Genomic DNA, 24,990 nt, shown 5'->3' with positions numbered 1-24,990 from the left:
TGGCTAGGTGGGGCCTGGATGACGCCACCTGTGCTGCAGGAATCGGCTGTCTGGTTTCTTCATACAGCAAAAACGATGACCGAAAAAAGCATTTTTACGCCTTTTTGAAGTTTATTTTTCCGATTGACGAAGGGGCCTTGGCGACAGCCCGAGAGGGGACTACAGTCAGAAGTCACACCCTCTATTCGCGATATCCATATTCCCGACAATCTTCCCAGCCGATGCCGCTCTGCGCGGTATTGCGCAACAACCATTCCAGCGCCGGCTGGGCCTTGGCCTGGCTGTCATGGAACTGCACCACCCCCTTGCGCCATAGCAGCATCAAGGTCAGTACGCGCTGCGCCGAAGCCTCGGCGCTCAATGCGCCATCATCCTGGGCATCGATATCCCACAGCGACACGCGCAACTGCTGGCTGGCCATGAACGCCTCGCCATCGGCCCGACGCTGGCCGTACGGCGGCCGGAACAACGGTACATAGTGCTCCGGCAGGTCCGCCTGCACCTGCGCCTGGCTGCGCCGCAGCGAGTCCTGCCAGGCTGTCCACTGCGCGTGCGACCGGTACTCCCACCCCTGAATCCCCACGCACTGCCCGCCATACAGCCGGCGCAAGGCATTCGCCGCACCGGCGTCGCGGCGTTGCTGCAGGCGGTTGCCGAGCACGAAGAACGTGCCCGCGAGCTTCTGTCGGCGCAGGTACTCGGCCAGCAGGTCGGTAGCCCCGCCATCCGGCCCAGGCCCGCCAACGAAGGTCAGTAGAAACACCCGGTCGTTCAGTTCATCGCCATTGCGCTCACGGGCCGACAGCCGCTCCACCTCGCTGCTGGTCTGTGGCAGCAAAGCGGCCTTGCGCAGTTGCTCGTCCAGGTAGCGCACATGGAACTGGTGGCTCGGCTCGATCCAGGCTGTATAGAACGTGCCGACATCGGTGGCGAACGTCGCCGCCTGGGTGCGCAATTCTGTCATCGTAGTGACCGGGTAGCAGAACGACGCATCTTGCTCGCAACTGCGTTGCGCCTGTTGATAACCCTCCCACAACCGCTGCCACATGCGCGCGCGCAGCTGGCGCACCTTCTGCAGGTTGATCTGCCGCAGCCCCAGCCTGGCCGCCAGCGCCGCGTCGTCCAGCAGCTCGCTTTCGTGCAGCACCCGGGCGAATGAAAGGATCTCGGCCCGCGAGGCGACATCGAACAGCGCCGGGCTGTCCAGCTGTTCGGGCCACAGGCTGCGGTCCAGGCTGGCCTGGGGGGATGGGGCGGCTTGCGCGGCCAGGCTCAGCAGAGCGGCCAGCAAGGCAGAAGCAATGCGCACGGTTGAAGGCTCCGCAACGGCGAAACGCGCACTATAGCGCCTGCATCGGGCAGGGTCTGTGACTATCGTCGCGATAGTTTGGACTTGCACCGCCCAGCCCGTAGAATTCCCGCCAACGATGCCAGGAGCCGACCCGATGCTGACGGTGATTTCCCCCGCCAAGACCCTCGACTACGACACCCCGCCGGTGACCGAGCGGTTTACCCTCCCCCAGTACCTGGATGACTCCCAGGAATTGATCCAGCAATTGCGCGAGCTGTCGCCGGCGCAGATCAGCGAACTGATGCACCTGTCCGACAAGCTCGCCGGCCTGAATGCCGCGCGCTTCGGTAGCTGGACGCCGGATTTCACCCCGGCCAATGCCAAGCAGGCGCTACTGGCGTTCAAGGGTGACGTTTATACCGGCCTGGACGCCGAGAGCCTCGCCGAGGACGACTTCAGTTACGCCCAGGGCCACTTGCGCATGCTCTCGGGCCTGTACGGCCTGCTGCGCCCGCTCGACCTGATGCAACCCTACCGCCTGGAAATGGGCACCAAGCTGGCCAACGCCCGCGGCAAGGACCTGTACGCCTTCTGGGGCACACGCATCAGCGAATGGCTGAACCAGGCCCTGGCCGAACAAGGTGATGATGTGCTGCTGAACCTGGCCAGCAACGAGTATTTCAGCGCGGTGAAACGCAGTGCGCTGCAAGCCCGGGTGATCAATGTCGACTTCAAGGACCTGAAGAACGGCCAGTACAAGATCATCAGCTTCTACGCCAAGAAAGCCCGCGGAATGATGAGCCGCTTCGTCATCCAGCAACGCATCAGCGACCCGGAGCAACTCAAGCGGTTCGATGTGCAGGGCTACTACTACAGTGCCGAGCAGTCGAAGACCGATCACCTGGTGTTTCTGCGCGATCACCCTGCCGAGTGAGCCTGTAACGCCCGCCCTCTCAAGTCACCATTGCACCCAGTGCAATGCCTGTGGGAGCGGGCGTGCCCGCGAATGGGCGAAAAACGCCCGCCCTCGCCCCGCAACGGGGCACACTTCACTTCGCCATCGCGCCACTAATTCGACGCCAAAAAAACGACTCATCAGTACTTATAGCCAAACGCCATAAGACCGTTCGTAGCTTTTTTGACGAATTTTTCAAAATTTTTTTCGATGCTGGCACAAAAATATCTCGCAACAGTTTCGCCCTTTATATATCGGGGCGAAACCCCTGTGTGCTATCAAATTGAAATCTGTCCGCCACTGAAAAAATATTTAGAAATCTTTCATCCGCGTCGAACCACCCAGGAACTTCTGCTACGACGGATCGCTCATAGTGCCGTAACGATTTTCCCGCCCCCGGGTTGTGAGAAATGACTTACAGATGACAGCAGGTATCCACTGCCTGCCTCGATATAACTAGACAGGTATCACGGGAACCCCCGAAGCCCCCTGTCCAAGCAGGAGAAGCGCGTCCTTACAATTCGTCCTAGTGGTTGATTTCAAAGGATTTTTCCACTTGAAAGAACAAGCACAGCAACGCGCCACGTAGCGCATTGCAATAAAGACGGCTGCATTCCAGGGCACGTTTTTTAATTAATGGCTTTTTACTGCCACATTTGAGCGCATAACTTTTTGCGTTCCGGATTTATTTTGCCTGCGCTCGGCGAAGTGTGCATTCGCCACGGATCCGTGCGCCCGAAAACTGTTGTTAATCAACCCAGTCCGGCGCTCTTCGCAGAGGCCGACGTGATAAACACATGAGGTGATAGCGATGCGTATCAGCATCTTTGGTTTGGGTTATGTGGGTGCAGTCTGTGCAGGCTGCCTGACGGCGCGAGGCCATGAAGTGATCGGTGTGGACGTGTCCAGCACCAAGATCGACCTGATCAATCAGGGCAAGTCGCCCATCGTCGAACCTGGCCTGGAAGCACTGCTGCAACAAGGCATCGCCAATGGCCGCCTGCGCGGTACTACCGATTTCGCCGAAGCCATCCGTGCCAGCGACGTGTCGATGATCTGCGTGGGTACCCCAAGCAAGAAAAACGGCGACCTGGGCCTGGAGTACATCGAGTCGGTGTGCCGCGAAATCGGCTACGTGCTGCGTGACAGCGAGCGCCGCCACACCATCGTGGTGCGCAGCACCGTGCTGCCGGGCACCGTGAAGAACGTAGTGATCCCGATCCTCGAAGACTGCTCGGGCAAAAAGGCCGGCGTCGACTTCGGTGTCGCGGTCAACCCGGAATTCCTCCGCGAAAGCACCGCGATCAAGGACTACGACCAGCCACCGATGACCGTCATCGGCGAACTGGACACCGCCAGCGGCGACATCCTGCAGGCCCTGTACGAAGAACTCGACGCGCCGATCATCCGCAAGCCGATCGAAGTGGCCGAGATGATCAAGTACACCTGCAACGTGTGGCACGCCACCAAGGTCACCTTCGCCAACGAAATCGGCAACATCGCCAAAGCCGTAGGCGTGGATGGCCGTGACGTGATGGACGTGGTCTGCCAGGACAAGGTGCTGAACCTGTCCCAGTACTACATGCGCCCTGGCTTCGCCTTCGGCGGCTCGTGCCTGCCAAAGGACGTGCGCGCCCTCACCTACCGCGCCGCCAGCCTCGATGTCCGCGCCCCGCTGCTCGACTCGCTGATGCGCAGCAACGAATCGCAGGTGCAGAACGCCTTCGAGCTGATCGAAGCCCACGACAAGCGCAAGGTCGCCCTGCTCGGCCTGAGCTTCAAGGCCGGCACCGACGACCTGCGTGAAAGCCCGCTGGTGGAACTGGCCGAGCGCCTGATCGGCAAGGGCTACCAGCTGGACATCTACGACGAGAACGTCCAGTACGCCCGCGTTCACGGCGCCAACAAGGACTACATCGAGTCGAAGATCCCGCACGTGTCGTCGCTGCTCAACGCCGACTTCCAGAAGGTGATCGACAACGCCGACATCATCGTCCTCGGCAACCGTGACGAGCAGTTCCGTGCCCTGGCCCAGCAAGCGCCGGCCGGCAAGCACGTGATCGACCTGGTCGGCTTCATGAACAAACCGACCTGCACCACCAGCCGTACCGAAGGCATCTGCTGGTAAGTGCCTGGCCGGGCAGCGGCGGCTCCCCAACGCCGCTGCCCACCTTTTCCCGAATTCTCGACGGATGCTGAACATGCAAAGGCTCCAGACAGTGCTGTTGCAGTGCGCCGGGTGGCTGCTCTACGTGAGTCTGCTCATGCTGATCGCCCTGGCCCTGCCAGCCGATATCTTCGACTCGCAGTCGAAGCACTTCATCTTCCTGGTCGGCGCAGTCGGCATCTGGCGCTATTCCATGGGCGCCACCCATTTCATCCGCGGCATGATCTTCCTCTACGGCGTGTACCCGTACCTGCGCCGCAAGGTGCAGAAAATGGGCGACGCCGCCGACCCGTCGCACGTGTACCTGATGGTCACCAGCTTCCGTATCGAAGCGCTGACCACTGCCCAGGTGTACAGCTCGGTGATCCGCGAGGCGATCAACTGTGGTTTCCCCACCACCGTGGTCTGCTCGCTGGTGGAGATGTCGGACGAACTGCTGGTGAAAAGCCTGTGGGCCAAGTACAACCCGCCAGCCCATGTAAAGCTGGACATCGTGCGCATCGCCGGTACCGGCAAGCGTGACGGCCTGGCCTACGGCTTCCGCGCCATCTCGCGCATGCTGCCGGACGAAAACGCCGTGGTGGCGGTGATCGACGGCGATACCGTGCTGGCCGATGGCGTGGTGCGCAAGACCGTGCCGTGGTTCAAGCTGTTCCCCAACGTCGGCGGCCTGACCACCAACGAGTTCTGCGAAGTGCGCGGCGGCTACATCATGAGCGAGTGGCACAAGCTGCGCTTCGCCCAGCGCCACATCAACATGTGCTCGATGGCCCTGTCCAAGCGGGTGCTGACCATGACCGGGCGCATGTCGATGTTCCGCGCCAGCGTGGTGACCAACCCCGAGTTCATCGCCGACGTCGAAAGCGACTCGTTGATGCACTGGCGCCTGGGCCGCTTCAAGTTCCTCACCGGCGACGACAAGTCCAGCTGGTTCAGCCTGATGCGCCTTGGCTACGACACCTTCTACGTGCCGGACGCCGCCATCAACACGGTCGAGCACCCGCCGGAGAAGAGCTTCCTCAAGGCCAGCCGCAAGCTGATGTACCGCTGGTACGGCAACAACCTGCGGCAAAACTCCCGCGCACTGGGTCTGGGCCTGCGCCGCCTGGGTCTGTTCACCAGCGTCGTGCTGTTCGACCAGCGCGTGTCGATGTGGACCAGCCTGCTGGGCCTGACCGTGGCGGTGATCGCCAGCCTCAAGTTCGGCCTCGGCTTCCTGCTGGTGTACCTGCTGTGGATCGGCATCACCCGCCTGATCCTCACCATCATGCTGCTGTGCTCCGGCCACAGCGTAGGCCCGGCCTACCCGTTGATTCTCTATTACAACCAGATCGTCGGCGCGCTGATGAAGATCTACGTGTTCTTCCGCCTCGACAAGCAGTCCTGGACGCGTCAGCCCACTGCCCTCAAGCGTGACCTCGCCAGCTTTCAACAATGGTTCAACACCTGGTCCTCGCGGACCATGACCTTCTCGGCTGCCAGCATCTTCGTTGCTGTGCTGTTCATGGTCGTGTGAGCCCAACCCGGATCGGAACTAACAGGAACAAACCACATGAATACCGCCGTGAACGTCAACGTCGTGCATGAGTCCGAAGCCCAGCGCCAGCATGCACGGGTACGCATCCCCGCCAAGCTGCGGTTCCTGGATGCCCAGCGCCAGGCCCATGATGTGAAGGTCGACGACCTCTCCGCCGGTGGCCTGAGCTTCCATACCAAGCAACCCCTGTCGGCCGGCGAAGTGCTGCGCGGGCGGCTGCAGTTCACGGTCGACAACCTCGGCCTGTCGATGGACATCGAGTTCCAGGTGCGCTCGTTCAACCCGGACAGCGGCCGTACCGGCGCGCAGTTCCAGAACCTCGAACCACGCGACATCGCCACCCTGCGCCACATCATCACCTCGCACCTGTCGGGTGAGCTGATCAGCGTTGGCGACGTGCTCAGCACCCTGCAGCGCGACAACTTCACCAAGGCGCGCAAACAGAAGGACGGCGGTTCCGGCCTGAGCGCCTTCGGTCGCCTCAAGGCGGTTACCGTCACCCTCGGCGTGTTCGTGGTCGGCGTCGCTGCCTTCGGCTTCATCGCCAAGTCGCTGTACGGCATGTACTTCGTCAGCCATGCCGAAGCCGGCGTGGTCGCGGTACCCACCACCAACGTCACCATGCCGCGCGACGGCACCGTCAACAGCCTGGTCGAAAGCGGTGGGCAGATCGCCAAGGGCGCGCCACTGGCCAGTTTCACCACCAGCATGCTGGACATGCTCAAGGGCAACCTGGAAGACGCCCAGCTGGAGCCGGCGAAGATCGAAGAACTGTTCGGCAAGCAGCTGTCCGGCACCCTCACCAGCCCGTGTGACTGCGTGGTTGCCCGCCAGCTGGTGGACAACGGCCAATACGCCGCCAAGGGCCAGCCGATCTTCCAGCTGATCCCGCGCACCACCAACCCGATGGTCGAGGCACGCTTCAGCTACCGCCAGTTCGACGAGGTCAAGCCAGGTACCCGGGTCAACTTCCAGGTCGCCGGCGAAGACGAAGTGCGCACCGGCCAGATCGTCAGCAGCGCCAGCCTCAACAGCGAAGACCTGGCTGCCGACATCCGCGTGCAGATCAAGCCAGACAGCGCGATGCCTGCCGAACTTGCCGGCCGCCCGGCTTCGGTCAACAGCGACCGTGGCCCATCGCTGGACTGGCTGATCGACAAAGCCATGGCCCGTGGGCTGTAAGAGGGTCGGACGATGATCTCTGATACCAACACCTACCCTGTGGGAGCGGGCATGCCCGCGAAGAAGCCAGCAGGAGCACTGCGCGTGAACCTGGGCCTGTGTGGCCTGGCCATGGCCATCGCATTGGCCGGCTGTGCCGGCCTGCCTGACCAGCGCCTGGCCAACGAAGCCATGAAGCGCGGTGACACGGCATTGGCCGAGCGCAACTACAAGGCGTTGGCCGACCTGGGCTACAGCGAAGCGCAAGTGGGCCTGGCCGATATCAAGGTCGCCACCCGCGACCCGGCGAAAATCAAGGAAGCCGAGGCCACCTACCGCGCCGCGGCGGCCACTTCGCCGCGTGCCCAGGCGCGCCTTGGCCGCCTGCTGGTGGCCAAGCCCGACAGCACCCAGGCCGAGCGCGAAGAAGCCGAGACCCTGCTCAAGCAGGCCGCGCGTCAGGGCGAAAGCAACACCCTGATTCCGCTGGCGATGCTCTACCTGAGCTACCCGCAGAGCTTCCCCAAGGTCAACGCGCAGCAACAGATCGACCAGTGGCGCGCTGCCGGCAACCCGGAAGCGGGCCTGGCCCAGGTGCTGCTGTACCGCACCCAGGGCACCTACGACCAACACCTGAGCGATGTGGAAACCATCTGCAAGGCCGCACTGAACAGCACCGACATCTGCTACGTCGAACTGGCCACCGTGTACCAGAAGCGTGGCCAGGCCGACCAGCAGGCTGCCCTGCTCGACCAGCTCAAGGCCGCCTACGCCCGTGGCGCGGTGCCGGCCAGCCGGGTCGACAGCGTAGCCCGGGTGCTGGCTGACCGCAGCCTCGGCCAGACCGACGAGAAAACCGCCAAGGACCTGCTCGAGCAGGTGGCCCCGGCCAACCCGGCATCCTGGGTCAGCCTGGCGCAGCTGGTCTACGACTTCCCCGAACTGGGCGACACCGACCAGCTGATGGCCTACATCGACAAGGGCCGCGAAGCCGAACAGCCACGCGCCGAACTGTTGCTCGGCCGCCTGTACTACGAAGGCAAGACCCTGCCTGCGGATGCGCTGAAAGCCGAGCAACACCTGCAGGCCGCCGCCGACGCCGGCGAAGTCAGCGCCCATTACTACCTGGGCCAGCTGTACCGCCGCGGCTACCTGGGCAACGTCGAGCCGCAGAAGGCCGTCGACCACCTGCTGGCCGCCGCCCGTGGCGGGCAGAACAGCGCCGACTACGCCCTGGCCCAGCTGTTCAGCGAAGGCCACGGCATTCGCCCGCAACCGGGCAACGCCTGGGTATTCGCCCAGCTGGCCCAGGTCAACCCGTCGCCGCAGTCCGCAGAACTGCTGCAGCAACTCGACCAGCAACTCACGCCTGACCAGCGCAGCCAGGCGCAAACCCTGCTCGCCCAAGAGAAGCAGGCCCGCGGCAGCATGAGCCAGGGCGCCAACAGCACCCTGGCCATCGAAGCCCTGCAAGACGACGAACAAGAAGTAACCGGTGAGGACTCGCTATGACGCTCAATCCCTTCGTGAAAGCCGGCATCGGCCTGAGCTTCGCCCTGCTGTGGTCCTGCCCGACCCTGGCGGAAATGACCGCTGAAAAGAACTTCGGCCTGGATGTGAAAATCACCGGCCAGTCGGAAGACGACCGTGACCTGGGTACCCGCTCGGGCGGCGACGTCAGCGGCCTGGGCCTCGACCTGCGCCCCTGGGTGTATGGCGAGCGTGGCAACTGGAGCGCCTATGCCATGGGCCAGGCGGTCACCGCCACCGACACCATCGAAACCGACACCCTGCGCCAGAACGACGACGGCACCACCACCGACACCGCCGCCGACGGCCGCGAGCAGGACAAGAGCTACCTGGCCATGCGCGAATTCTGGGTCGGCTACAGCGGCCTTACCGCCTACCCCGGCGAGCAGTTGCGCTTCGGTCGCCAGCGCCTGCGCAGCGACGATGGCATGTGGCGTGACACCAACATCGAAGCGCTGAACTGGACCTTCGACACCACCCTGCTCAAGGCCGACCTGGGCGTGGCCCAGCGCTTCAGCGAATACCGCACCGACCTCACCGAGCTGGCCCCGGAAGACAAGGACCGCACGCACCTCTACGGCAACGTCGCCACGCAGTGGACCCCTGGCCACTGGGTCGGCGTACGCGCCCACCACAGCCACGACAGCGGCAGCCTGAAAAACCCCGGCGAAACCGTCGATGCGCTGGACAAGACCCGCACCGGCGACCTCACCTGGCTGGGCCTGGAAGCCAACAGCGACGCCTACAACTGGCGCAACGATCACACCGTCAATTACTGGGGCAGCGTCACCTGGCTGACCGGTGACCGCGATACCCTCAGCAGCCAGGTGGTCGGTGATGAAACCGTAGCCACCGGAAAGCAAAGCGGTGACGTCAACGCCTGGGCCACCGACCTCGGTATCCGCCTGCGCCTCGACCCGCAGTGGCAGGTCGGCGCGGCCTACGCCCGTGGCAGCGGCGGCGGTGGCGATGACGGTTCGAGCAACTACGAGCAGACCGGCCTGGAGAGCAACCGCTCCAACTACACCGGTACCCGTTCGCGCGTGCACCGCTTCGGTGAAGCCTTCCGTGGCGAGCTGGGCAATCTGCAGGCCGCCACCCTGTTCGCCTCCTGGCAGCTGCGCGACGACTACGACGCCAGCTTCATCTACCACAAGTTCTGGCGTGTCGACGGTAACCAGAACATCGGTTCCAGCGGCATCAACGCGGTGGTCAACGACAACGGCGTCAACCGCCCGCTGGTCGATGGCGAAAAAGACCTCGGCCAGGAAATGGACGTGGTCGTGACCAAGTACTTCAAGCAAGGCCTGCTGCCCGCGTCGATGAGCCAGGCCATCGACGAACCGTCCGCCCTGGTACGCCTGCGTGCCGGCGTGTTCAAGCCGGGCGACGCCTACGGCAAGGAAGCGGACTCGTACATGCACCGTGCCTTCGTCGATGTGATCTGGCGCTTCTGAGGCCGGTAGGGGACTTACCGTTATGAACCTTCACCCGCACCTACGTCACAGCCTCCTGGCCAGCGCTTTGCTGCTGGCCGCAGGCCTGGCCGTCGCCGCCGAGCCGACGACGATTGCCAAGGAGCTGCAGCAGGCCAAGACCTATACGGTTTCCAGTGCACCGGTCGAACCGCTGCACATGGACCCGCCGAAGCTGCCCGACCTGACCGGCTATACCGCCGAGGCGGTGCAGAAGAAGATCGACCGCCGCCACAAGGGCAAGGTCAGCGTGCGCCGCATGTTCCAGGAGGACACCCTCAAGGAATTCGTCGGCGGCGACAACAAGGCGGCCGAATGGGTCCAGCGCCAGCATGGCATTCCGCAGGCGATCTTCGTCGACGACGGCCATATCGACCTGGTCGAGCTGAGCAAGAAGGTGCCTAAACAGTACCTCAGCGAAGTGCAGCCGGGCGTGTACCTGGCGCGCCTGCCGATCGTGGTCGGGCAGAAGGGCATCCTCGAGATCGACGGCAAGGTCAAACAGCTGCGCCTGTCGCAGGAAGGCGGTTCGTTCCTGGTCAACGACGGCAAGCTGTTCGTCACCGATACCCAGGTGACCGGCTGGCGCGAAAAGGACAACGGCCCGGCGACCTTCCGCTCGCCCAAGGAATTCCGCCCGTTCCTGCTGTCGTGGGGCGGTACCGAGACCTACATCGTCAATACCAAGATGGCCAGCTTCGGCTATGCCAAGTCCAAGTCGTACGGCGTGAGCATCTCGCAGTACACGCCGAACATGGCCAAGCGCATGGGCCGTGCCGAACCCACCGGCTGGATCATCGGCTCGGAGTTCAGCGACATGTGGTACGGCTTCTACTGCTACGAGACCTCCGATTTCGTGGTCAAGGACAGCACCTACCGCGACAACATCGTCTACGGCATCGACCCGCACGACCGCTCGCACCGGCTGATCATCGCCGGCAACACGGTCTACGGCACCAAGAAGAAGCACGGCATCATCGTCTCGCGTGAGGTCAACGACAGCTGGATCATCAACAACAAGAGCTTCGACAACAAGCTCTCGGGCGTGGTGATCGACCGTAACAGCGTCAACAACCTGATCGCCTACAACGAGATCTACCGCAACCACACCGACGGCATCACCCTATACGAAAGCGGCGACAACCTGATCTGGGGCAACAAGCTGATCAACAACCGCCGCCACGGCATCCGCGTGCGTAACAGCGTGAACATTCGCCTGTACGAAAACGTCGCCATGGCCAACGGCCTGGTGGGTGTGTACGGCCACATCAAGGACCTGTCCGACACCGACCGCGACATCGCCCTCGACCCGTTCGACACCAAAGTGTCGCTGATCGTGGTTGGCGGCGAACTGGCCGCCAACGGTTCCGGCCCGCTGTCGATCGACTCGCCGCTGTCGGTCGAACTGTACAAGGTGTCCATGCTCGCCCCGCGCAAAGCCAGCGGCATCAGCCTCAACGGCGTACTGGGCGAACGCCAGGACGAAATCCTCGACCTGCTGGTACGCCAGCAAAAGGCTGTGCTGATCGACCCGGTCGAACGCCAGACCGAAATGATCGATTAAGGAAGCCCAGACCATGACTCCACACCTGATGAAACTGCTGGGCCTGTCCGCCGCCCTCCTGGCGATCAGCCAGGGCGTGCGCGCCGAAGACGTCAAGGCCCCGACCTTCACTGCCGAGCCTTGCTGCCAGCTGTGCCCTGAAGCGCATGACGCCAGCCGCTACACCACCCGCTACCAGCAGAACTTCACCACGCTGGTGCAGGCCCAGGGCGACTGGCTGTTCCGTACCCGCGAAGACCTGCGCACCGAGTTCAACACCACCGCGGCCGGCTACAAGCGCCTGCAGCAAGTGCACGACGCCTTCAAGAAGCGCGGCGTGGAACTGGTCGTGGTGTACCAGCCGACCCGCGGCCTGGTGAACCGCAACATGCTCAACCCGGCCGAAAAAGCCGCGTTCGACTACCAGAAGGCGCTGGGCAACTACCAGGCCATGCTCAAGCGCTTCGCCAGCATGGGCTACAACGTCCCCGACCTGTCGCCGCTGACCAACGAACAACTGGCCGCTGCCGACCAGGGCAAGGACTTCTACTTCCGTGGCGACCAGCACTGGACGCCATATGGCGCCGAGCGCGCAGCCAAGATCGTGGCCGACACCGTGCACAACATGCCGGCTTTCGAAGGCATCCCGCGCAAGGAATTCGAAACCAAGAAGTCCGGGCGCATGGGCAAGACCGGCACCTTGCACAACGTCGCCGGCCAGCTTTGCGGCACCAGCTACGCGGTGCAGTACATGGACCAGTTCGCCACCGAGCCGAAAGGCTCCGACGCTGGCGGTGACGACCTGTTCGGTGACACCGGCAACGCGCAGATCACCCTGGTGGGTACCAGCCACAGTGGCAAGAACTACAACTTCGCCGGCTTCCTGCAGCAATACATCGGTGCCGACGTGCTCAACGTCGCCTTCCCCGGCGGTGGCCTGGAAGGCTCGATGATCCAGTACCTGGGCAGCGAGGAATTCCAGAAGAACCCGCCGAAGATCCTGATCTGGGAATTCTCGCCGCTGTATCGCCTGGACCAGGAAACCATCTGGCGGCAGATCCTCGGCCTGCTCGACGACGGCTGCGAGGACCGCCCGGCGCTGATGAGCGCCAGCACCACGCTCAAGCCCGGCAAGAACGAGCTGATGGTCAACGGCAAGGGCGGCGTGCTCAAGGACCTGGTCAACCGCAACATCCAGATGGACGTGAAGTTCGAAGACCCGTCGGTGAAGGTGCTGCAGGCCACCCTCTGGTACCTCAACGGCCGTCACGAGGACATCAAGCTGGAAAAACCGGAAACCTCCGAAACCGACGGGCGCTTCGTCTTCCAGATGCGCGAAGACGAAGACTGGGCCAGCCAGAGCCTGCTCGCGTTCGAGGTCCAAGGGCCGGAAAGCGGCACCCAGAAGGTCGAGGCCAAGCTCTGCAAACGCAACAACTTCGCCGCGCCCGCGCAGACTGCGCAGGCCGGCCAGTGAGGCGATCATGACCAAGCTCAAGCGAATCCTGCGCCCTGCCCTGCTCACCCTGGCCTTGTTCGGCGCTGCCGCGCAGGCCGCGCTGGTGCCACCGCAGGGGTACTACGAGGGCATCGAGAAGCTGAAGACCGGTGACGGCAATTTCCGCTGCGAAGCCGCGCCCAAGCCTTACACCGGCGCGCTGCAGTTCCGCAGCAAGTACGAAGGTTCGGACAAGGCCCGGGCAACGCTGAACGTTGCCTCGGAAAAAGCCTTCCGCAAGTCGACCGAGGACATCACCACGCTCGAGAAGGGCGTGAGCAAGATGGTCGGCCAGTACATGCGTGACGGCCGCCCGGCACAACTCGACTGCGCCCTGACCTGGCTGGGCACCTGGGCGCGTGCCGATGCGCTGCTGTCCACCGATTACAACCATACCGGCAAGTCCATGCGCAAATGGGCGCTGGGCAGCATGAGCGGGTCGTGGCTGCGCCTGAAGTTCTCCAACTCGCAGCCGCTGGCTGCGCACCTGGCCGAGGCCGAGCTGATCGAGAAGTGGCTCGCCCGCCTCGCCGAACAGACCGTGCGCGACTGGAGCGACCTGCCGCTGGAGAAGATCAACAACCACAGCTACTGGGCAGCCTGGTCGGTAATGGCCACGGCCGTGGCCACCGACCGTCGCGACCTGTTCGACTGGGCCGTGAAGGAATTCAAGGTCGGCGCCAACCAGGTGGATGAGCAAGGCTTCCTGCCCAATGAAATCAAGCGCAAGCAACGCGCCCTGGCCTACCACAACTACGCGCTGCCGCCGCTGGCGATGATCGCCAGCTTCGCCCAGGCCAATGGTGTCGACCTGCGCAGCGAGAACAATTTCGCCCTGCAGCGTTTGGGCGAAGGCGTGCTGGCAGGTGTCCGTGACCCCAGCCACTTCAAGACACGCGCCGGCCAGAAGCAGGACATGAGCGACCTGAAGATCGACAGCAAGTACTCCTGGCTCGAGCCGTGGTGCGCGCTGTACCGCTGCGTGGGTGACACCCTCGAACGCAAGCACGACATGCAGCCGTTCAACAGTTTCCGGCTCGGTGGCGATCTGACCCGGGTCTACGACCCGAGCGCAGAGAGCAAGAAGTAACAACCCCGATTCGGGTGTGACAACTGTGGGAGCTGGCTCCCACAGAGCTACTAGGTTGCCTTCCGGTGTTGCACTGGGGGGTTTGGGGGGCGCTGTGCCCCGGATGCTGTGAACAAAAAGGAGAACCGGGATGGTCTTCTCGTCCAACGTGTTCCTGTTCCTGTTCTTGCCGATCTTCCTCGGCCTGTACTACTTGAGCGGGCAACGTTATCGCAACCTGCTGCTGCTGGTCGCCAGCTACATCTTCTACGCCTGGTGGCGGGTGGACTTCCTGGCCCTGTTCGCCGGGGTCACCCTGTGGAACTACTGGATCGGCCTGAAAGTTGGTGCCGCCGGTGTGCGCACCAAGCCGGCGCAGCGCTGGCTGCTGCTCGGCGTCGGCGTCGACCTGGCGATCCTCGGCTACTTCAAGTACGCCAACTTCGGCGTCGACAGCCTGAACGCGATCATCACCTCGTTCGGCCTGGAGCCGTTCATCCTTACCCACGTGCTACTGCCGATCGGTATCTCGTTCTACATCTTCGAGTCGATCAGCTACATCATCGACGTGTACCGCGGCGACACCCCGGCCACCCGCAACCTGATCGACTTCGCGGCGTTCGTGGCGATCTTCCCGCACCTGATCGCCGGCCCCGTGCTGCGCTTCAAGGACCTGGTCGACCAGTTCAACAACCGCACCCACACCCTGGACAAGTTCTCCGAAGGCTGCACCCGTTTCATGCAGGGCTTCATCAAGAAAGTGTTCATCGCCGACACCCTGGCGGTGGTGGCCGACCACTGCTTCGCGCTGCAGAACCCGACCACCGGCGACGCCTGGCTCGGCGCCCTGGCCTACACCGCGCAGCTGTACTTCGACTTCAGCGGCTACAGCGACATGGCCATCGGCCTGGGCCTGATGATGGGCTTCCGCTTCATGGAGAACTTCAAGCAGCCGTACATCAGCCAGTCGATCACCGAGTTCTGGCGGCGCTGGCACATCAGCCTGTCGACCTGGCTGCGCGACTACCTGTACATCACCCTGGGCGGTAACCGCAAAGGCACCTTCAACACCTATCGCAACCTGTTCCTGACCATGCTGCTGGGCGGCCTGTGGCACGGCGCCAACTTCACCTACATCATCTGGGGCGCCTGGCACGGCATGTGGCTGGCCATCGAGCGCGCGCTGGGCCTGGACACCAACCCGCAGCGCTTCAACCCGGTGAAGTGGGCCTTCACCTTCCTGCTGGTGGTGGTCGGCTGGGTGATCTTCCGCGCCGAGAACCTGGAGGTGGCCGGTCGCATGTACGGCGCCATGTTCAGCTTCGGCGAATGGCAGCTGTCGGAACTCAACCGTGCCCAGCTCACCGGCCTGCAGATCGCCACCCTGGTGGTCGCCTACATCACCCTGGCGTACTTCGGCCTGCGCGACTTCTACCGCAACGCCCGGCCAACGCCCAAGGCCACCCCGGTGCAGGTCAACAGCGACGGCTCGATCGGCCTGGACTGGACCCGGGTCATGACCCGCGCGCTGGTACTGCTGCTGTTCGTGGCCTCGATCCTCAAGCTTTCGGCGCAGAGCTACTCGCCGTTCCTGTACTTCCAGTTCTGAGGTAGATGACATGACCCGGACATTACGCATTACCTATTCGCTGTCGTTCCTCGGCCTGCTGGTGGGCATGGGCGTGTGGTCCACCGGTGGCCTGCAGAGCTTCCAGCGCACCGAGCAGATGACCCTGCTCAACGGCAAGCTGGCCAAGGCCGCCGAGACCCACTACGACGAGCAGTTCCCGATCAAGCGCCTGGGCACCAACCTGTGGGCGGCGATGGACTTCAAGCTGTTCAACGAAGGCCGCCCCGGCGTGGTACTGGGCCGCGACCAGTGGCTGTTCAGCGACGAAGAGTTCAAGCCCACCGCCGGTGCCGACCAACTGATGGAAGAAAACCTGGCGCTGATCCGTGGCGTGCGCGACACCCTGCAGCAGCACGGCAGCCAGCTGGTGCTGGCGATCGTGCCGGCCAAGGCGCGGGTGTACGCCGAGTACCTGGGCAAGGAGCTGCCGACCAGCCTGCACGATGACCTGTACAACCGGTTCCATGCCCAGGCGCGCCAGGCCAACGTGTTCGCCCCGGACCTGATGGCGCCGATGGAGCAGGCCAAGGCCCGTGGCCAGGTGTTCCTGCGCACCGACACCCACTGGACGCCAATGGGCGCCGAAGTCGCCGCCCAGGCCCTGGCCGAAGCGGTCGGCCGCCAGAGCCTGCTCAACGGTGAGCCACAAACGTTCATCACCGAAGCCGGCAGCACCGCACCGTACAAGGGCGACCTGACCAACTTCCTGCCACTGGACCCGCTGTTCAGCAACCTGCTGCCGGCGCCGGACAACCTGCAGAAGCGCACCACCCGCCCGGCCGCGGCCGAGGGTGAAGGCGGTGACGCGCTGTTCGCCGACACGCAGATCCCGGTGGCACTGGTAGGCACCAGCTACAGCGCCAACCCGCACTGGAACTTCCTCGGCGCGCTGCAGCAGGCGCTGCGCAGCGACGTGGCCAACTACGCCGAGGACGGCCATGGCCCGCTGCTGCCGATGCTCAAGTACCTGCAAAGCGATGCCTTCAAGAACGCCGCGCCACAAGTGGTGGTGTGGGAATTCCCCGAACGTTATCTGCCAATGAAAAACGACCTCAGCAGCTTCGACCCGCAGTGGATCGCGCAGCTGAAGAACTCCCGTAAATCCGAAGAAAACCTGGCCTTGTCGTCCACCCGGACGAACCACTGATAAAGAGAGGAACACGCAAATGACTACCAAGACTTCCGTTGCCAAAGCCCTCACCCTCGCGGCCGGCCTGTCCCTGGCCTCGATGCAGGCCTTCGCCGGCGCCGACGCCGCGCTGTACGGCCCGAGCGCACCGAAGGGCTCGACCTTCGTACGCCTGTTCAACGCCTCCAGCGCACCGACCGCAGCGTCGGTCGGCAACACCCAGATCAAGCAGGTTGGCGCCCAGGCCAGCAGCGACTTCAGCTTCCTGCCAGGGGGTGACTACACCGCCCAGGTCGGCGGCAAGAGCGTGCCGGTCAAGCTGGCCTCGGACAAGTACTACACCCTGGTCAACAGCGCCAGCGGCGCGCCGAAGCTGATCGAGGAACCGCCGTTCAAGAACAAGCAGAAGGCCCTGGTTCGCGTGCAGAACCTGAGCGACCAGCAACTGACCCTGAAGACCGCCGACGGCAAGACCGAAGTGGTCAAGCCGGTAGCCGCCAACAGCCGTGGCGAGCGTGAAATCAACCCGGTCAAGGTCAACCTGGCGCTGTACCAAGGAGACAAGAAAGTGGGTGACGTGAAACCCGTCGCCCTGGAGCGCGGCGAAGCCGCAGTGCTGTACGTAACGGGTTCCGGCAACACCTTGTCGCCGGTGTGGGTAACTCGCCCCGTGGCTAGCAACTGATTGCCCCTGCCTCTCAACGACTATTGGAGAAACATGATGATCCCGGTAATTCTTTCTGGTGGTAGCGGTTCCCGTCTGTGGCCTCTGTCGCGCAAGCAGTTCCCCAAACAGTTCCTGGCCCTGACCGGTGAACACACCCTGTTCCAGCAAACCCTCGAGCGCCTGGTGTTCGAAGGCATGGACACGCCGATCGTGGTCTGCAACAAGGACCACAAGTTCATCGTCCAGGAACAGCTGGCCGCGCTGAAGCTGGAAACCCAGGGCATCCTGATGGAGCCGTTCGGTCGCAACACCGCGCCGGCGGTGGCCATGGCGGCCATGAAGCTGGTCAATGAAGGCCGCGACGAGCTGATGCTGGTGCTGCCGGCCGACCACGTGATCGATGACCAGAAGGCCCTGCAACGCGCCCTGGCCCTGGCCACCGTGGCCGCCGAGCGCGGCGAGATGGTGCTGTTCGGCGTGCCGGCGACCAAACCGGAAACCGGCTACGGCTACATCCGTTCCAGCCAGGACGCCCTGCTGCCCGAAGGCGTGGCACGCGTAGCGCAGTTCGTCGAGAAGCCCGACGAGAAACGCGCCGCCGAGTTCGTCCAGGCCGGTGGCTACTTCTGGAACAGCGGCATGTTCCTGTTCCGCGCCAGCCGCTTCCTCGAAGAGCTGAAAAAGCACGATGGCGACATCTACGACACCTGCGTGCTGGCCCTGGAGCGCAGCCAGGAAGACGGTGATGTGCTGAGCATCGACGAAGCCACCTTCGCCTGCTGCCCGGACAACTCCATCGACTACGCGGTGATGGAAAAGACCCAGCGCGCCTGTGTGGTGCCGATGTCGGCCGGCTGGAGCGACGTAGGCTGCTGGTCGTCGCTGTGGGAAGTGCACGAGAAGGACGACAACGGCAACGTCACCAAGGGCGACGTGGTGGTGCAGGACAGCCACAACTGCATGATCCACGGCAACGGCAAGCTGGTGTCGGTGATCGGGCTGGAGAACATCGTGGTGGTCGAGACCAAGGACGCCATGATGATTGCCCACAAGGACAAGGTCCAGGGCGTCAAGCAGATGGTCAAGACCCTCGACGAGCAGGGCCGCAGCGAAACCCAGAACCACCTGGAAGTGTACCGCCCGTGGGGCTCGTACGACTCGGTGGACATGGGCGGCCGCTTCCAGGTCAAGCACATCACGGTCAAACCGGGCGCCAGCCTGTCGCTGCAGATGCACCACCACCGTGCCGAGCACTGGATCGTGGTGTCCGGCACTGCCGAGGTGACCTGCGACGAGAACGTGTTCCTGCTTACCGAGAACCAGTCGACCTACATCCCGATCGCCTCGGTGCACCGCCTGCGCAACCCGGGCAAGATCCCGCTGGAGATCATCGAAGTGCAGTCCGGCAGCTACCTGGGCGAAGATGACATCGAGCGTTTCGAGGATGTATATGGCCGTACCTCCACGCCGATCAAGCGTGGTGTTTCGGTGAAGACCATCGCGCAGTAAGCCAGTACCAGGGGCCGCTTTGCGGCCCCTTCCCATTTCAGGCTACGATGCTCGGACCCTGCGCAACCAAGGTCTGCGAGCCCCATGATCATCGGTGCCTTCCTCATCCTCACCTGGCTGGTGCTGCTGTTGCGCTACCCGGCCAAGGCCTTGCCGATCTCGCTGGCTGCCGTGTGCGGCCTGGGCCTGGTGGCCCTGTTCGTCGTCTGGCAGGACAGCCGTGAAAGCTCGCGCCTGGCCCGCCTGGACTTGCGCCTGAGCTACGCCCCCGAACACTGCCCCGCCGACCGTGCCTTGCAAGTGCACATGAAGAACGGCAACGACGTGCCGCTGACCGAGTTGCGCTGGCGGGTGGCCGCGTATGCGCCGGGCGACACGGTGAACCTGGCCGAGAACACCTACAATGCCCCGCGCTACCGTGGGCCGGGCGAACTGCAGCCGGGGGCCGAGTGGAAAGACTGCCTGCCGCTGCCGCCGCTGCGTTCCGGCTACCGGCCGCAGACACTGGAGTTTCGTGCGGAGCATCTGCAAGGTACGTTTGCCAACTGATGTATCGCCTGTGCGGGCCTCTTCGCGGGTAAACCCGCTCCCACAGGGACTCCACAAGTCTCAAATTCTGTGGTGTACCTGTGGGAGCGGGTTTACCCGCGAAGAGGCCCGCACAGGAAAAACCAATCTCCCTGACAACAGGCCCCGAACCATGCCCACCGTCCTGATCACCGGTTGTTCCAGCGGCATCGGCCGCGCCCTGGCCGACGCCTTTCGCGATGCTGGCCACCAGGTCTGGGCCACCGCCCGCAAACCTGAGGATGTCGAGCAACTGAACGCCGCCGGCTTCACCGCCCGGCAACTGGATGTGAACGACAGCGAAGCGCTGGCGCGCCTGGCCGAGGAGCTGCAAAACCTCGATATCCTTATCAACAATGCCGGCTACGGCGCCATGGGCCCGTTGCTCGATGGCGGCGTGGACGCTCTGCGCCAGCAATTCGAGACCAACGTCTTCGCCGTGGTCGGCGTTACCCGCGCGCTGTTCCCGGTGTTACGCCGCTCACGGGGCCTGGTGGTGAACATCGGCAGCGTCTCCGGCGTGCTGGTCACCCCGTTCGCCGGCGCCTACTGCGCCTCGAAGGCTGCGGTACACGCCCTGAGCGACGCCTTGCGCCTGGAGCTGGCGCCGTTCGGTATACGGGTGATGGAAGTGCAGCCGGGGGCGATCGCCTCGCAGTTCGCCAGCAATGCCCAGCGCCAGGCGGAGCAAGTGCTGGCAGCGGATTCGGCGTGGTGGCCGTTGCGCGAGCATGTGCAGGCACGGGCGCGGGCATCGCAGGACAAGCCGACCCCGGCGGCGGTGTTTGCCCAGGGGGTATTGGCGGCGGTCGGCAAGTCGCCGGTTCCGGCGGTGGTGCGGCTGGGGAATGGCAGTACAGCGTTGCCGCTGATGGCCCGCTTGCTGCCACGGCGGGTGCTGGACTGGGCGTTACGCAAGCGCTTCGGCCTGTTGCGCCCGCTTTGAATTTTCGGCCGCCTGCGCTGGCCTCTTCGCGGGCTCGCCCGCTCCCACAGGGATGGCGCAGGTCCGGGCTCACACTGTACTTGTGGGAGCTGGCTTGCCGGCGATGGGCCGCACAGCGGCCCCACCTTCACACTTTGTTTTCCGGTCGCTCATCAAACGCCTGCCAGCCGCCACCCAGGGCCTTGTACAACCCTACCAGCGCCTGCGACACCGCCGCCGAACTGTCGATGAACTGCTCTTCGCTGGCCAGCAACGCACCTTGCACGGTCAGCACATTGAGAAAGTCCACCGCCCCTTCCACATACTGACGCTGGGCGGTTTCCAGGGCGATGCGGTTCTGCCGCACCGCCTCAGCCAGGTGGTCGCGGCGCAACTGGCTGGCGTTGTACAGGCGCAGCACATCGTCGATTTCATGCCAGGCCCCCAGCACCACCTTGCGGTAGGCCAGCGCTGCTTCCTGCTGCTGCGCCTCGCGCAGTTCCAGGGTGCCCTTGAGCCGGCCACCCTCGAAGATCGGCAGCGACAGCTGCGGCCCGAAGGCGAAGCGGCGCGAATCCCAGGCGCCGAAATCGGATAGCTGCATGGCCTGGAACCCGACACTGCCCGACAGCCGGATGCTGGGGTAGAAGTCGGCCTTGGCCACGCCAATGCTGGCGGTGGCTGCATGCAGGCGGGCCTCGGCCTGGCGAATGTCCGGGCGGCGCTCGGCCAGTTCGGAAGGCAAGCCAATCGCGAAGCGCTGCTGCGGCGCAGGCAGTTCACCGCCCTGCAGCAACTCGGCCTGCAGGCTGCGCGGGGGTTCGGCGGCGAGCAGGCTGAGGGCGTTGATCAAGTCATCGCGCCGCGCTTCCAGGCTGGGCAGGCGCGACTCGATCGAGGCGACCTGGGCACTGGCCTGGGCCACATCCAGGCGCGTGGCGACGCCTTCGGCCTGGCGGTTTTCGGACAGCTTCAGGCTGTGCCGGGCGACCTCGAGGTTATCGTGCGTCACCTCGAGCGTATGCTGCACCGCGCGCAGCTGGATGTAGTTGCCGGCAGTTTCCGCAAGCAAGGCCAACAGCACCCCGCGGCGGTCGTTCTCGGCCACTTCGACCGTGGCATCGGCAGCTTCGACCTGGCGCCGCACACGGCCCCACAGGTCCAGCTCCCAACCGGCCACCAGGTCGCCCTGCCAGAGGTTGAAGGCTTGCTTGCCGGCCTTGCCGGATGGGTCACTCAGGCCGTCGGCACTGTTGCGCGCGCGGCTGTAGCCGGCGTTCACATCCACCGACGGGGTTTCGTCGGCAGCCACGCTGCTGCGCAGGGCGCGGCTTTGCAGCAAGCGGGCGCTGGCCATCTGCAGGTCGAGGTTGCGCGCGGCAACGCGCTGAATCAGCGCACTCAGGCGGGCGTCGTGGAAGCTGTCCCACCAGCGCAGTTCCAGCGGTTCGGCCTGCGGCTGGCTGGCCGCTGCCGCGCCTTGCAACGGCGCCCACTGCTGCGGGGCCTGGCTGTGGGGGCGCTGGAAGTCCGGGCCCAGCGTACAGCCCGCCAGCCACATGGCCAGCAGCAACGGGCTCAAGCGTAATGCCGGTTTCATCGTGCGCTTACCTCGGTGCCTTGCAGCTTGTCGCCACGGGTGTCGATGGTCGCTTCCACCGACATGCCCACGCGCAGGCGGGCCAGCAGCGGCTGGCCGTCATCGAAGACGATCTTCACCGGGATGCGCTGCACCACCTTGGTGAAGTTGCCGGTGGCGTTGTCTGGCTTGACGGCGGCGAAGGTCACCCCGGTGGCCGGGGCGATGCTCTGCACATGGCCGTGCAGCTTCTCGCCGGCAAAGGTATCGACACTGATGCTCACCGCCTGGCCGGGCTGCACATGGGTCAGCTGGGTTTCCTGGAAGTTGCCGACCACATAGGCTTGCTGCAACGGCACCACCGACAGCAGGCGGGCGCCCGGGTTGACGTAGGCACCGACCCGCAGGGCGCGCTCGCCGACCATGCCGTCCACAGGCGCGGTGATGCGCGTGTAGGACAGATCGAGCCGGGCCTTTTCCAGCCCCGCCTCTGCCCGCTTCAGCTGCCCGTCGGCACTGGCCACCTGAGCAGTAAGGATATCCACCTGCTTGCGCGCCGCTACCAGCGCCGCCTGGGCATTGGCCAGGCGCGCGCGGGCCTGATCGACCCCGCTACGCGCCTGCTGGGCGTTCTGCACGGTGCCGGCGCCTTGCTCGGCCAGGCGGCTGTAGCGAGTGACCTCATGGTCGGCGAATGCGGCTTCGGCCTGGGCTGCTTTCACTGCGGCCTCGGCCTGGGCAATCAGCGCCGCCTGGCGCTCGAGGGTGGCGCGGGCATCGGCGCTTTGCGCCTGGGCCACCAGCAACTGCGCCTGCGCGGCATCCAGCGCGGCCTGGTAGTCACGCGCGTCGATGGTCGCCAGCAACTGCCCGGCCTTGACCTGCTGGTTGTCCTCTACCAGCACCTCCTTGATGAAGCCGGCGACCTTGGGCGCGACCACGGTGTAGTCGGCGATTACATAGGCGTCATTGGTGCTCTGGCGCTGGTCGCTGCCGAACATCCAGGGGCCGACGATGCCGGCCAGGACGGCCACGGCAAGCACCGCGCCGATGAACAGGGTTTTGCGCTTGTTGGTCATTTCAGTGGTTCTCGAATTCATCCAGGGTTCAGGCCACCGCGCGCGGCGGATAGACCCGGGTAGGCACGAAAGGAATCAGGCAGATCAGGGCCACGGCAATGCAGGCCATGACCAGATAGAGGTCGGCCGAGGTCAGCACCAGCGCCTGGTCGTGGATGCGCCTGGCCAGGCCGGCAGCGTTATCGTCGATCAGCGGGGCATTGCCCAGGCTGTCTACCAGGTGGTTGGAATGGAAATGCCGGCGCAGCGTGCCAAGGGCGTCCAGCAGGCCACCGGCGATCACCGCGGCCAGGCCCTTGACGGTGTTGAACCAGCTGGAAGCGAACGGGCCTTCCTGCGGGGTCATGCCGTTGGTGGACAGCATCAGCAAGGGCAGCACTGCCATCGGCTGGCCGAACACCTGCAGCAGATAGAACGGGTAGAAGTCGCCGCGGATCCACTCGGCGGTCAGCAGGCTGCTGCCGACACAGGACACCGCCAGCATCGCCAGGCCGATGCCCAGCACCCAGCGGCAGTCCACCGCACGGATGTTGCACAGCGCCGCCGTCAGTGGCAGGGCGAGCAGCTGCGGCATGGCCACCAGCAGCATCAGCGGGCTGGTCTGCGCCGGGCGGTAGCCCTGGATCTGCGCCAGGTAGGCCGACGGAATGCTGCCCACCCCCGAGAGCACGATCAGCACCCCGGCCAGGGTCACCAGGGCGAAACTCAGGTTGCGCCGCGACAGCATGCGCAACTGGAAGAACGGCAGTGGCTCGGACCATTCGTTGAACAGAAACAACACCAGCAACAGCAGGCCACCGCCGAGCAGCCAGCAGATCAGCGGCGAGTCGAACCAGCCCCAGCGGTCGCCAAGCGACAGGCCCAGCACGATGCAGCTGATGGCCGGCAGGCCGAGCAGCACGCCACGCCAGTCGAACTGCCTGAAGCGCTCCAGGCGCAGCGGGTCCTGCGGCAGGCCCCAGCCGACGCAGGCGATAGCCAGCGCCGAGGGCAGGATGATCTGCCAGAACGCCCATTGCCAGCCGACGTATTCGGTCCATAGCCCGGCCAGCGGGGTACCGAGGTTAGGCCCGAAGGTGGCGGTGAGGGCATAGCAGGCCAGGCCGTAGACCTTGATGCCCGGTGGCAGGAAGCGCAGGGCCACGCTCATCAGCATCGGCGGCAAGGCGCCGGAGGCGAAGCCCTGCAGCACCCGCAGCAGCATCAGGTTGTGCAGGTTGGGGGCGAACGGCTGCAGCAGGCCGAGCACGGCGAACAGGCCGATGGCGCTCATGGTGAAACGCCGCAGCGAGAAGGTGGTAGCCAGCCATGGTGCGAAGGCCATGGCGGACACCGAGGCGGCGCTGTACACCGCCAGCAGCCACGCGCCTTCGTCGGCGCCGATGCCCATCGCCCCACGGATATCGGCCAGGGAAATCTTGGTCACCGACTCGTTGAGGCCTGCGCACAACACAGCCAGCAACACGCCGAACAAGCCGACCACCACCTGCAGGCCAAACGCAGTCTGCGCAGGCGCGGCCGGCACGGGGGCAGCGGCCAGCGTGGCAGACGGGGCGGACAGGGAACTCATGAACAGACATCTCCAGCAACAAATTTGCGACTGGAGCAAGTCTAAGAAGGTCGAATGCTGACGAAAACTGACTTATCGGTAGGTTTATGTTGCGTCAGGCGCAATCCAG

19 protein-coding genes are annotated in these 24,990 nt (G+C 64.3%); 15 read left to right on the top strand and 4 right to left on the bottom strand.

Annotated features, from left to right (window positions below; all coding sequences use genetic code 11):
* Positions 1-181: 181 nt before the first annotated feature.
* Positions 182-1,309: a polysaccharide deacetylase family protein gene (locus C6A77_RS17220; RefSeq protein WP_114170544.1), complete on the bottom strand. Its 1,128-nt coding sequence runs from the start codon at positions 1,307-1,309 to the stop codon at positions 182-184.
* Between the two features lie 136 nt (positions 1,310-1,445).
* Here C6A77_RS17220 and yaaA point away from each other — a divergent pair, with 136 nt between their 5' ends.
* The 15 genes from yaaA to C6A77_RS17135 all read left to right on the top strand — a co-directional run bounded on the left by yaaA (position 1,446) and on the right by C6A77_RS17135 (position 20,674).
* Positions 1,446-2,225, top strand: a complete 780-nt coding sequence (gene yaaA / locus C6A77_RS17215) for a peroxide stress protein YaaA (RefSeq protein WP_114170543.1) — start codon at positions 1,446-1,448, stop codon at positions 2,223-2,225.
* Between the two features lie 832 nt (positions 2,226-3,057).
* Positions 3,058-4,374: a UDP-glucose/GDP-mannose dehydrogenase family protein gene (locus C6A77_RS17210; protein ID WP_114170542.1), complete on the top strand. Its 1,317-nt coding sequence runs from the start codon at positions 3,058-3,060 to the stop codon at positions 4,372-4,374.
* 73 nt (positions 4,375-4,447) lie between these two features.
* Entirely contained in the window at positions 4,448-5,929 is a 1,482-nt protein-coding gene (locus C6A77_RS17205) for a glycosyltransferase family 2 protein (RefSeq protein WP_114170541.1), read from the top strand.
* Between the two features lie 36 nt (positions 5,930-5,965).
* Complete coding sequence (locus C6A77_RS17195; protein ID WP_114170540.1) at positions 5,966-7,132, top strand: alginate biosynthesis protein Alg44; 1,167 nt, start codon at positions 5,966-5,968, stop codon at positions 7,130-7,132.
* A 51-nt stretch (positions 7,133-7,183) separates the two neighbouring features.
* Positions 7,184-8,623: an alginate biosynthesis TPR repeat lipoprotein AlgK gene (gene algK / locus C6A77_RS17190; RefSeq protein ID WP_114170552.1), complete on the top strand. Its 1,440-nt coding sequence runs from the start codon at positions 7,184-7,186 to the stop codon at positions 8,621-8,623.
* Positions 8,620-10,098: an alginate export family protein gene (locus C6A77_RS17185; RefSeq protein WP_114170539.1), complete on the top strand. Its 1,479-nt coding sequence runs from the start codon at positions 8,620-8,622 to the stop codon at positions 10,096-10,098. The genes algK and C6A77_RS17185 overlap by 4 nt, the downstream gene beginning before the upstream one ends.
* Before the next feature lie 22 nt (positions 10,099-10,120).
* Positions 10,121-11,680, top strand: a complete 1,560-nt coding sequence (gene algG / locus C6A77_RS17180) for a mannuronan 5-epimerase AlgG (protein ID WP_114170538.1) — start codon at positions 10,121-10,123, stop codon at positions 11,678-11,680.
* Between the two features lie 13 nt (positions 11,681-11,693).
* Positions 11,694-13,136, top strand: a complete 1,443-nt coding sequence (locus C6A77_RS17175; RefSeq protein ID WP_114170537.1) for an alginate O-acetyltransferase — start codon at positions 11,694-11,696, stop codon at positions 13,134-13,136.
* Between the two features lie 7 nt (positions 13,137-13,143).
* Positions 13,144-14,247 (top strand): mannuronate-specific alginate lyase, encoded by a 1,104-nt coding sequence (locus C6A77_RS17170; RefSeq protein WP_114170536.1) that lies wholly within the window; start codon positions 13,144-13,146, stop codon positions 14,245-14,247.
* Between the two features lie 130 nt (positions 14,248-14,377).
* The gene (locus C6A77_RS17165) at positions 14,378-15,835 is read left to right on the top strand and encodes an MBOAT family protein (RefSeq protein ID WP_114170535.1); all 1,458 of its coding nucleotides are present in this window, start codon (positions 14,378-14,380) and stop codon (positions 15,833-15,835) included.
* 10 nt (positions 15,836-15,845) lie between these two features.
* Positions 15,846-17,003, top strand: coding sequence for an alginate O-acetyltransferase (locus tag C6A77_RS17160; RefSeq protein ID WP_114170534.1), 1,158 nt, complete (start codon positions 15,846-15,848; stop codon positions 17,001-17,003).
* Positions 17,004-17,022: 19 nt separating this feature from the next.
* A complete protein-coding gene (locus C6A77_RS17155) occupies positions 17,023-17,670 on the top strand; it encodes an alginate O-acetyltransferase AlgF (RefSeq protein WP_114170533.1) in 648 nt (215 codons plus the stop codon).
* 36 nt (positions 17,671-17,706) lie between these two features.
* Positions 17,707-19,161 (top strand): mannose-1-phosphate guanylyltransferase/mannose-6-phosphate isomerase, encoded by a 1,455-nt coding sequence (locus C6A77_RS17150; protein WP_114170532.1) that lies wholly within the window; start codon positions 17,707-17,709, stop codon positions 19,159-19,161.
* An 84-nt stretch (positions 19,162-19,245) separates the two neighbouring features.
* Complete coding sequence (locus C6A77_RS17145; RefSeq protein ID WP_114170531.1) at positions 19,246-19,710, top strand: multidrug transporter; 465 nt, start codon at positions 19,246-19,248, stop codon at positions 19,708-19,710.
* 151 nt (positions 19,711-19,861) lie between these two features.
* Positions 19,862-20,674: an SDR family oxidoreductase gene (locus C6A77_RS17135; protein ID WP_114170530.1), complete on the top strand. Its 813-nt coding sequence runs from the start codon at positions 19,862-19,864 to the stop codon at positions 20,672-20,674.
* 127 nt (positions 20,675-20,801) lie between these two features.
* On the opposite strand, the gene C6A77_RS17130 is transcribed toward C6A77_RS17135, so the two are convergent.
* Genes C6A77_RS17130 through C6A77_RS17120 form a run of 3 tightly spaced genes read right to left on the bottom strand, consistent with a single transcriptional unit; the run spans position 20,802 to position 24,881 of the window.
* Positions 20,802-22,253, bottom strand: a complete 1,452-nt coding sequence (locus tag C6A77_RS17130) for an efflux transporter outer membrane subunit (protein ID WP_114170529.1) — start codon at positions 22,251-22,253, stop codon at positions 20,802-20,804.
* Positions 22,250-23,311 (bottom strand): HlyD family secretion protein, encoded by a 1,062-nt coding sequence (locus C6A77_RS17125; RefSeq protein ID WP_114170528.1) that lies wholly within the window; start codon positions 23,309-23,311, stop codon positions 22,250-22,252. Before C6A77_RS17125 ends, C6A77_RS17130 begins: the two co-directional genes overlap by 4 nt.
* A 28-nt stretch (positions 23,312-23,339) precedes the next feature.
* Positions 23,340-24,881, bottom strand: coding sequence for an MFS transporter (locus tag C6A77_RS17120; RefSeq protein WP_114170527.1), 1,542 nt, complete (start codon positions 24,879-24,881; stop codon positions 23,340-23,342).
* Positions 24,882-24,990 lie beyond the last annotated feature (109 nt).

Source organism: Pseudomonas sp. AFG_SD02_1510_Pfu_092, from assembly GCF_003331055.1.
In the GTDB taxonomy this organism is placed as follows: domain Bacteria; phylum Pseudomonadota; class Gammaproteobacteria; order Pseudomonadales; family Pseudomonadaceae; genus Aquipseudomonas.
Note: the sequence above shows the minus strand (reverse complement) of the source record. Positions and strands in the feature narration are given on the sequence as shown.

Excerpts from the sequence above, each read along its gene's own strand:
- yaaA (WP_114170543.1), top strand. The coding sequence starts at position 1,446 with ATGCTGACGGTGATTTCCCCCGCCAAGACCCTCGACTACGACACCCCG.
- C6A77_RS17210 (WP_114170542.1), top strand. The coding sequence starts at position 3,058 with ATGCGTATCAGCATCTTTGGTTTGGGTTATGTGGGTGCAGTCTGTGCA.
- C6A77_RS17205 (WP_114170541.1), top strand. The coding sequence starts at position 4,448 with ATGCAAAGGCTCCAGACAGTGCTGTTGCAGTGCGCCGGGTGGCTGCTC.
- C6A77_RS17195 (WP_114170540.1), top strand. The coding sequence starts at position 5,966 with ATGAATACCGCCGTGAACGTCAACGTCGTGCATGAGTCCGAAGCCCAG.
- algK (WP_114170552.1), top strand. The coding sequence starts at position 7,184 with ATGCCCGCGAAGAAGCCAGCAGGAGCACTGCGCGTGAACCTGGGCCTG.
- C6A77_RS17185 (WP_114170539.1), top strand. The coding sequence starts at position 8,620 with ATGACGCTCAATCCCTTCGTGAAAGCCGGCATCGGCCTGAGCTTCGCC.
- algG (WP_114170538.1), top strand. The coding sequence starts at position 10,121 with ATGAACCTTCACCCGCACCTACGTCACAGCCTCCTGGCCAGCGCTTTG.
- C6A77_RS17175 (WP_114170537.1), top strand. The coding sequence starts at position 11,694 with ATGACTCCACACCTGATGAAACTGCTGGGCCTGTCCGCCGCCCTCCTG.
- C6A77_RS17170 (WP_114170536.1), top strand. The coding sequence starts at position 13,144 with ATGACCAAGCTCAAGCGAATCCTGCGCCCTGCCCTGCTCACCCTGGCC.
- C6A77_RS17165 (WP_114170535.1), top strand. The coding sequence starts at position 14,378 with ATGGTCTTCTCGTCCAACGTGTTCCTGTTCCTGTTCTTGCCGATCTTC.
- C6A77_RS17160 (WP_114170534.1), top strand. The coding sequence starts at position 15,846 with ATGACCCGGACATTACGCATTACCTATTCGCTGTCGTTCCTCGGCCTG.
- C6A77_RS17155 (WP_114170533.1), top strand. The coding sequence starts at position 17,023 with ATGACTACCAAGACTTCCGTTGCCAAAGCCCTCACCCTCGCGGCCGGC.
- C6A77_RS17150 (WP_114170532.1), top strand. The coding sequence starts at position 17,707 with ATGATCCCGGTAATTCTTTCTGGTGGTAGCGGTTCCCGTCTGTGGCCT.
- C6A77_RS17145 (WP_114170531.1), top strand. The coding sequence starts at position 19,246 with ATGATCATCGGTGCCTTCCTCATCCTCACCTGGCTGGTGCTGCTGTTG.
- C6A77_RS17135 (WP_114170530.1), top strand. The coding sequence starts at position 19,862 with ATGCCCACCGTCCTGATCACCGGTTGTTCCAGCGGCATCGGCCGCGCC.
- C6A77_RS17130 (WP_114170529.1), bottom strand. The coding sequence starts at position 22,253 with ATGAAACCGGCATTACGCTTGAGCCCGTTGCTGCTGGCCATGTGGCTG.
- C6A77_RS17125 (WP_114170528.1), bottom strand. The coding sequence starts at position 23,311 with ATGACCAACAAGCGCAAAACCCTGTTCATCGGCGCGGTGCTTGCCGTG.
- C6A77_RS17120 (WP_114170527.1), bottom strand. The coding sequence starts at position 24,881 with ATGAGTTCCCTGTCCGCCCCGTCTGCCACGCTGGCCGCTGCCCCCGTG.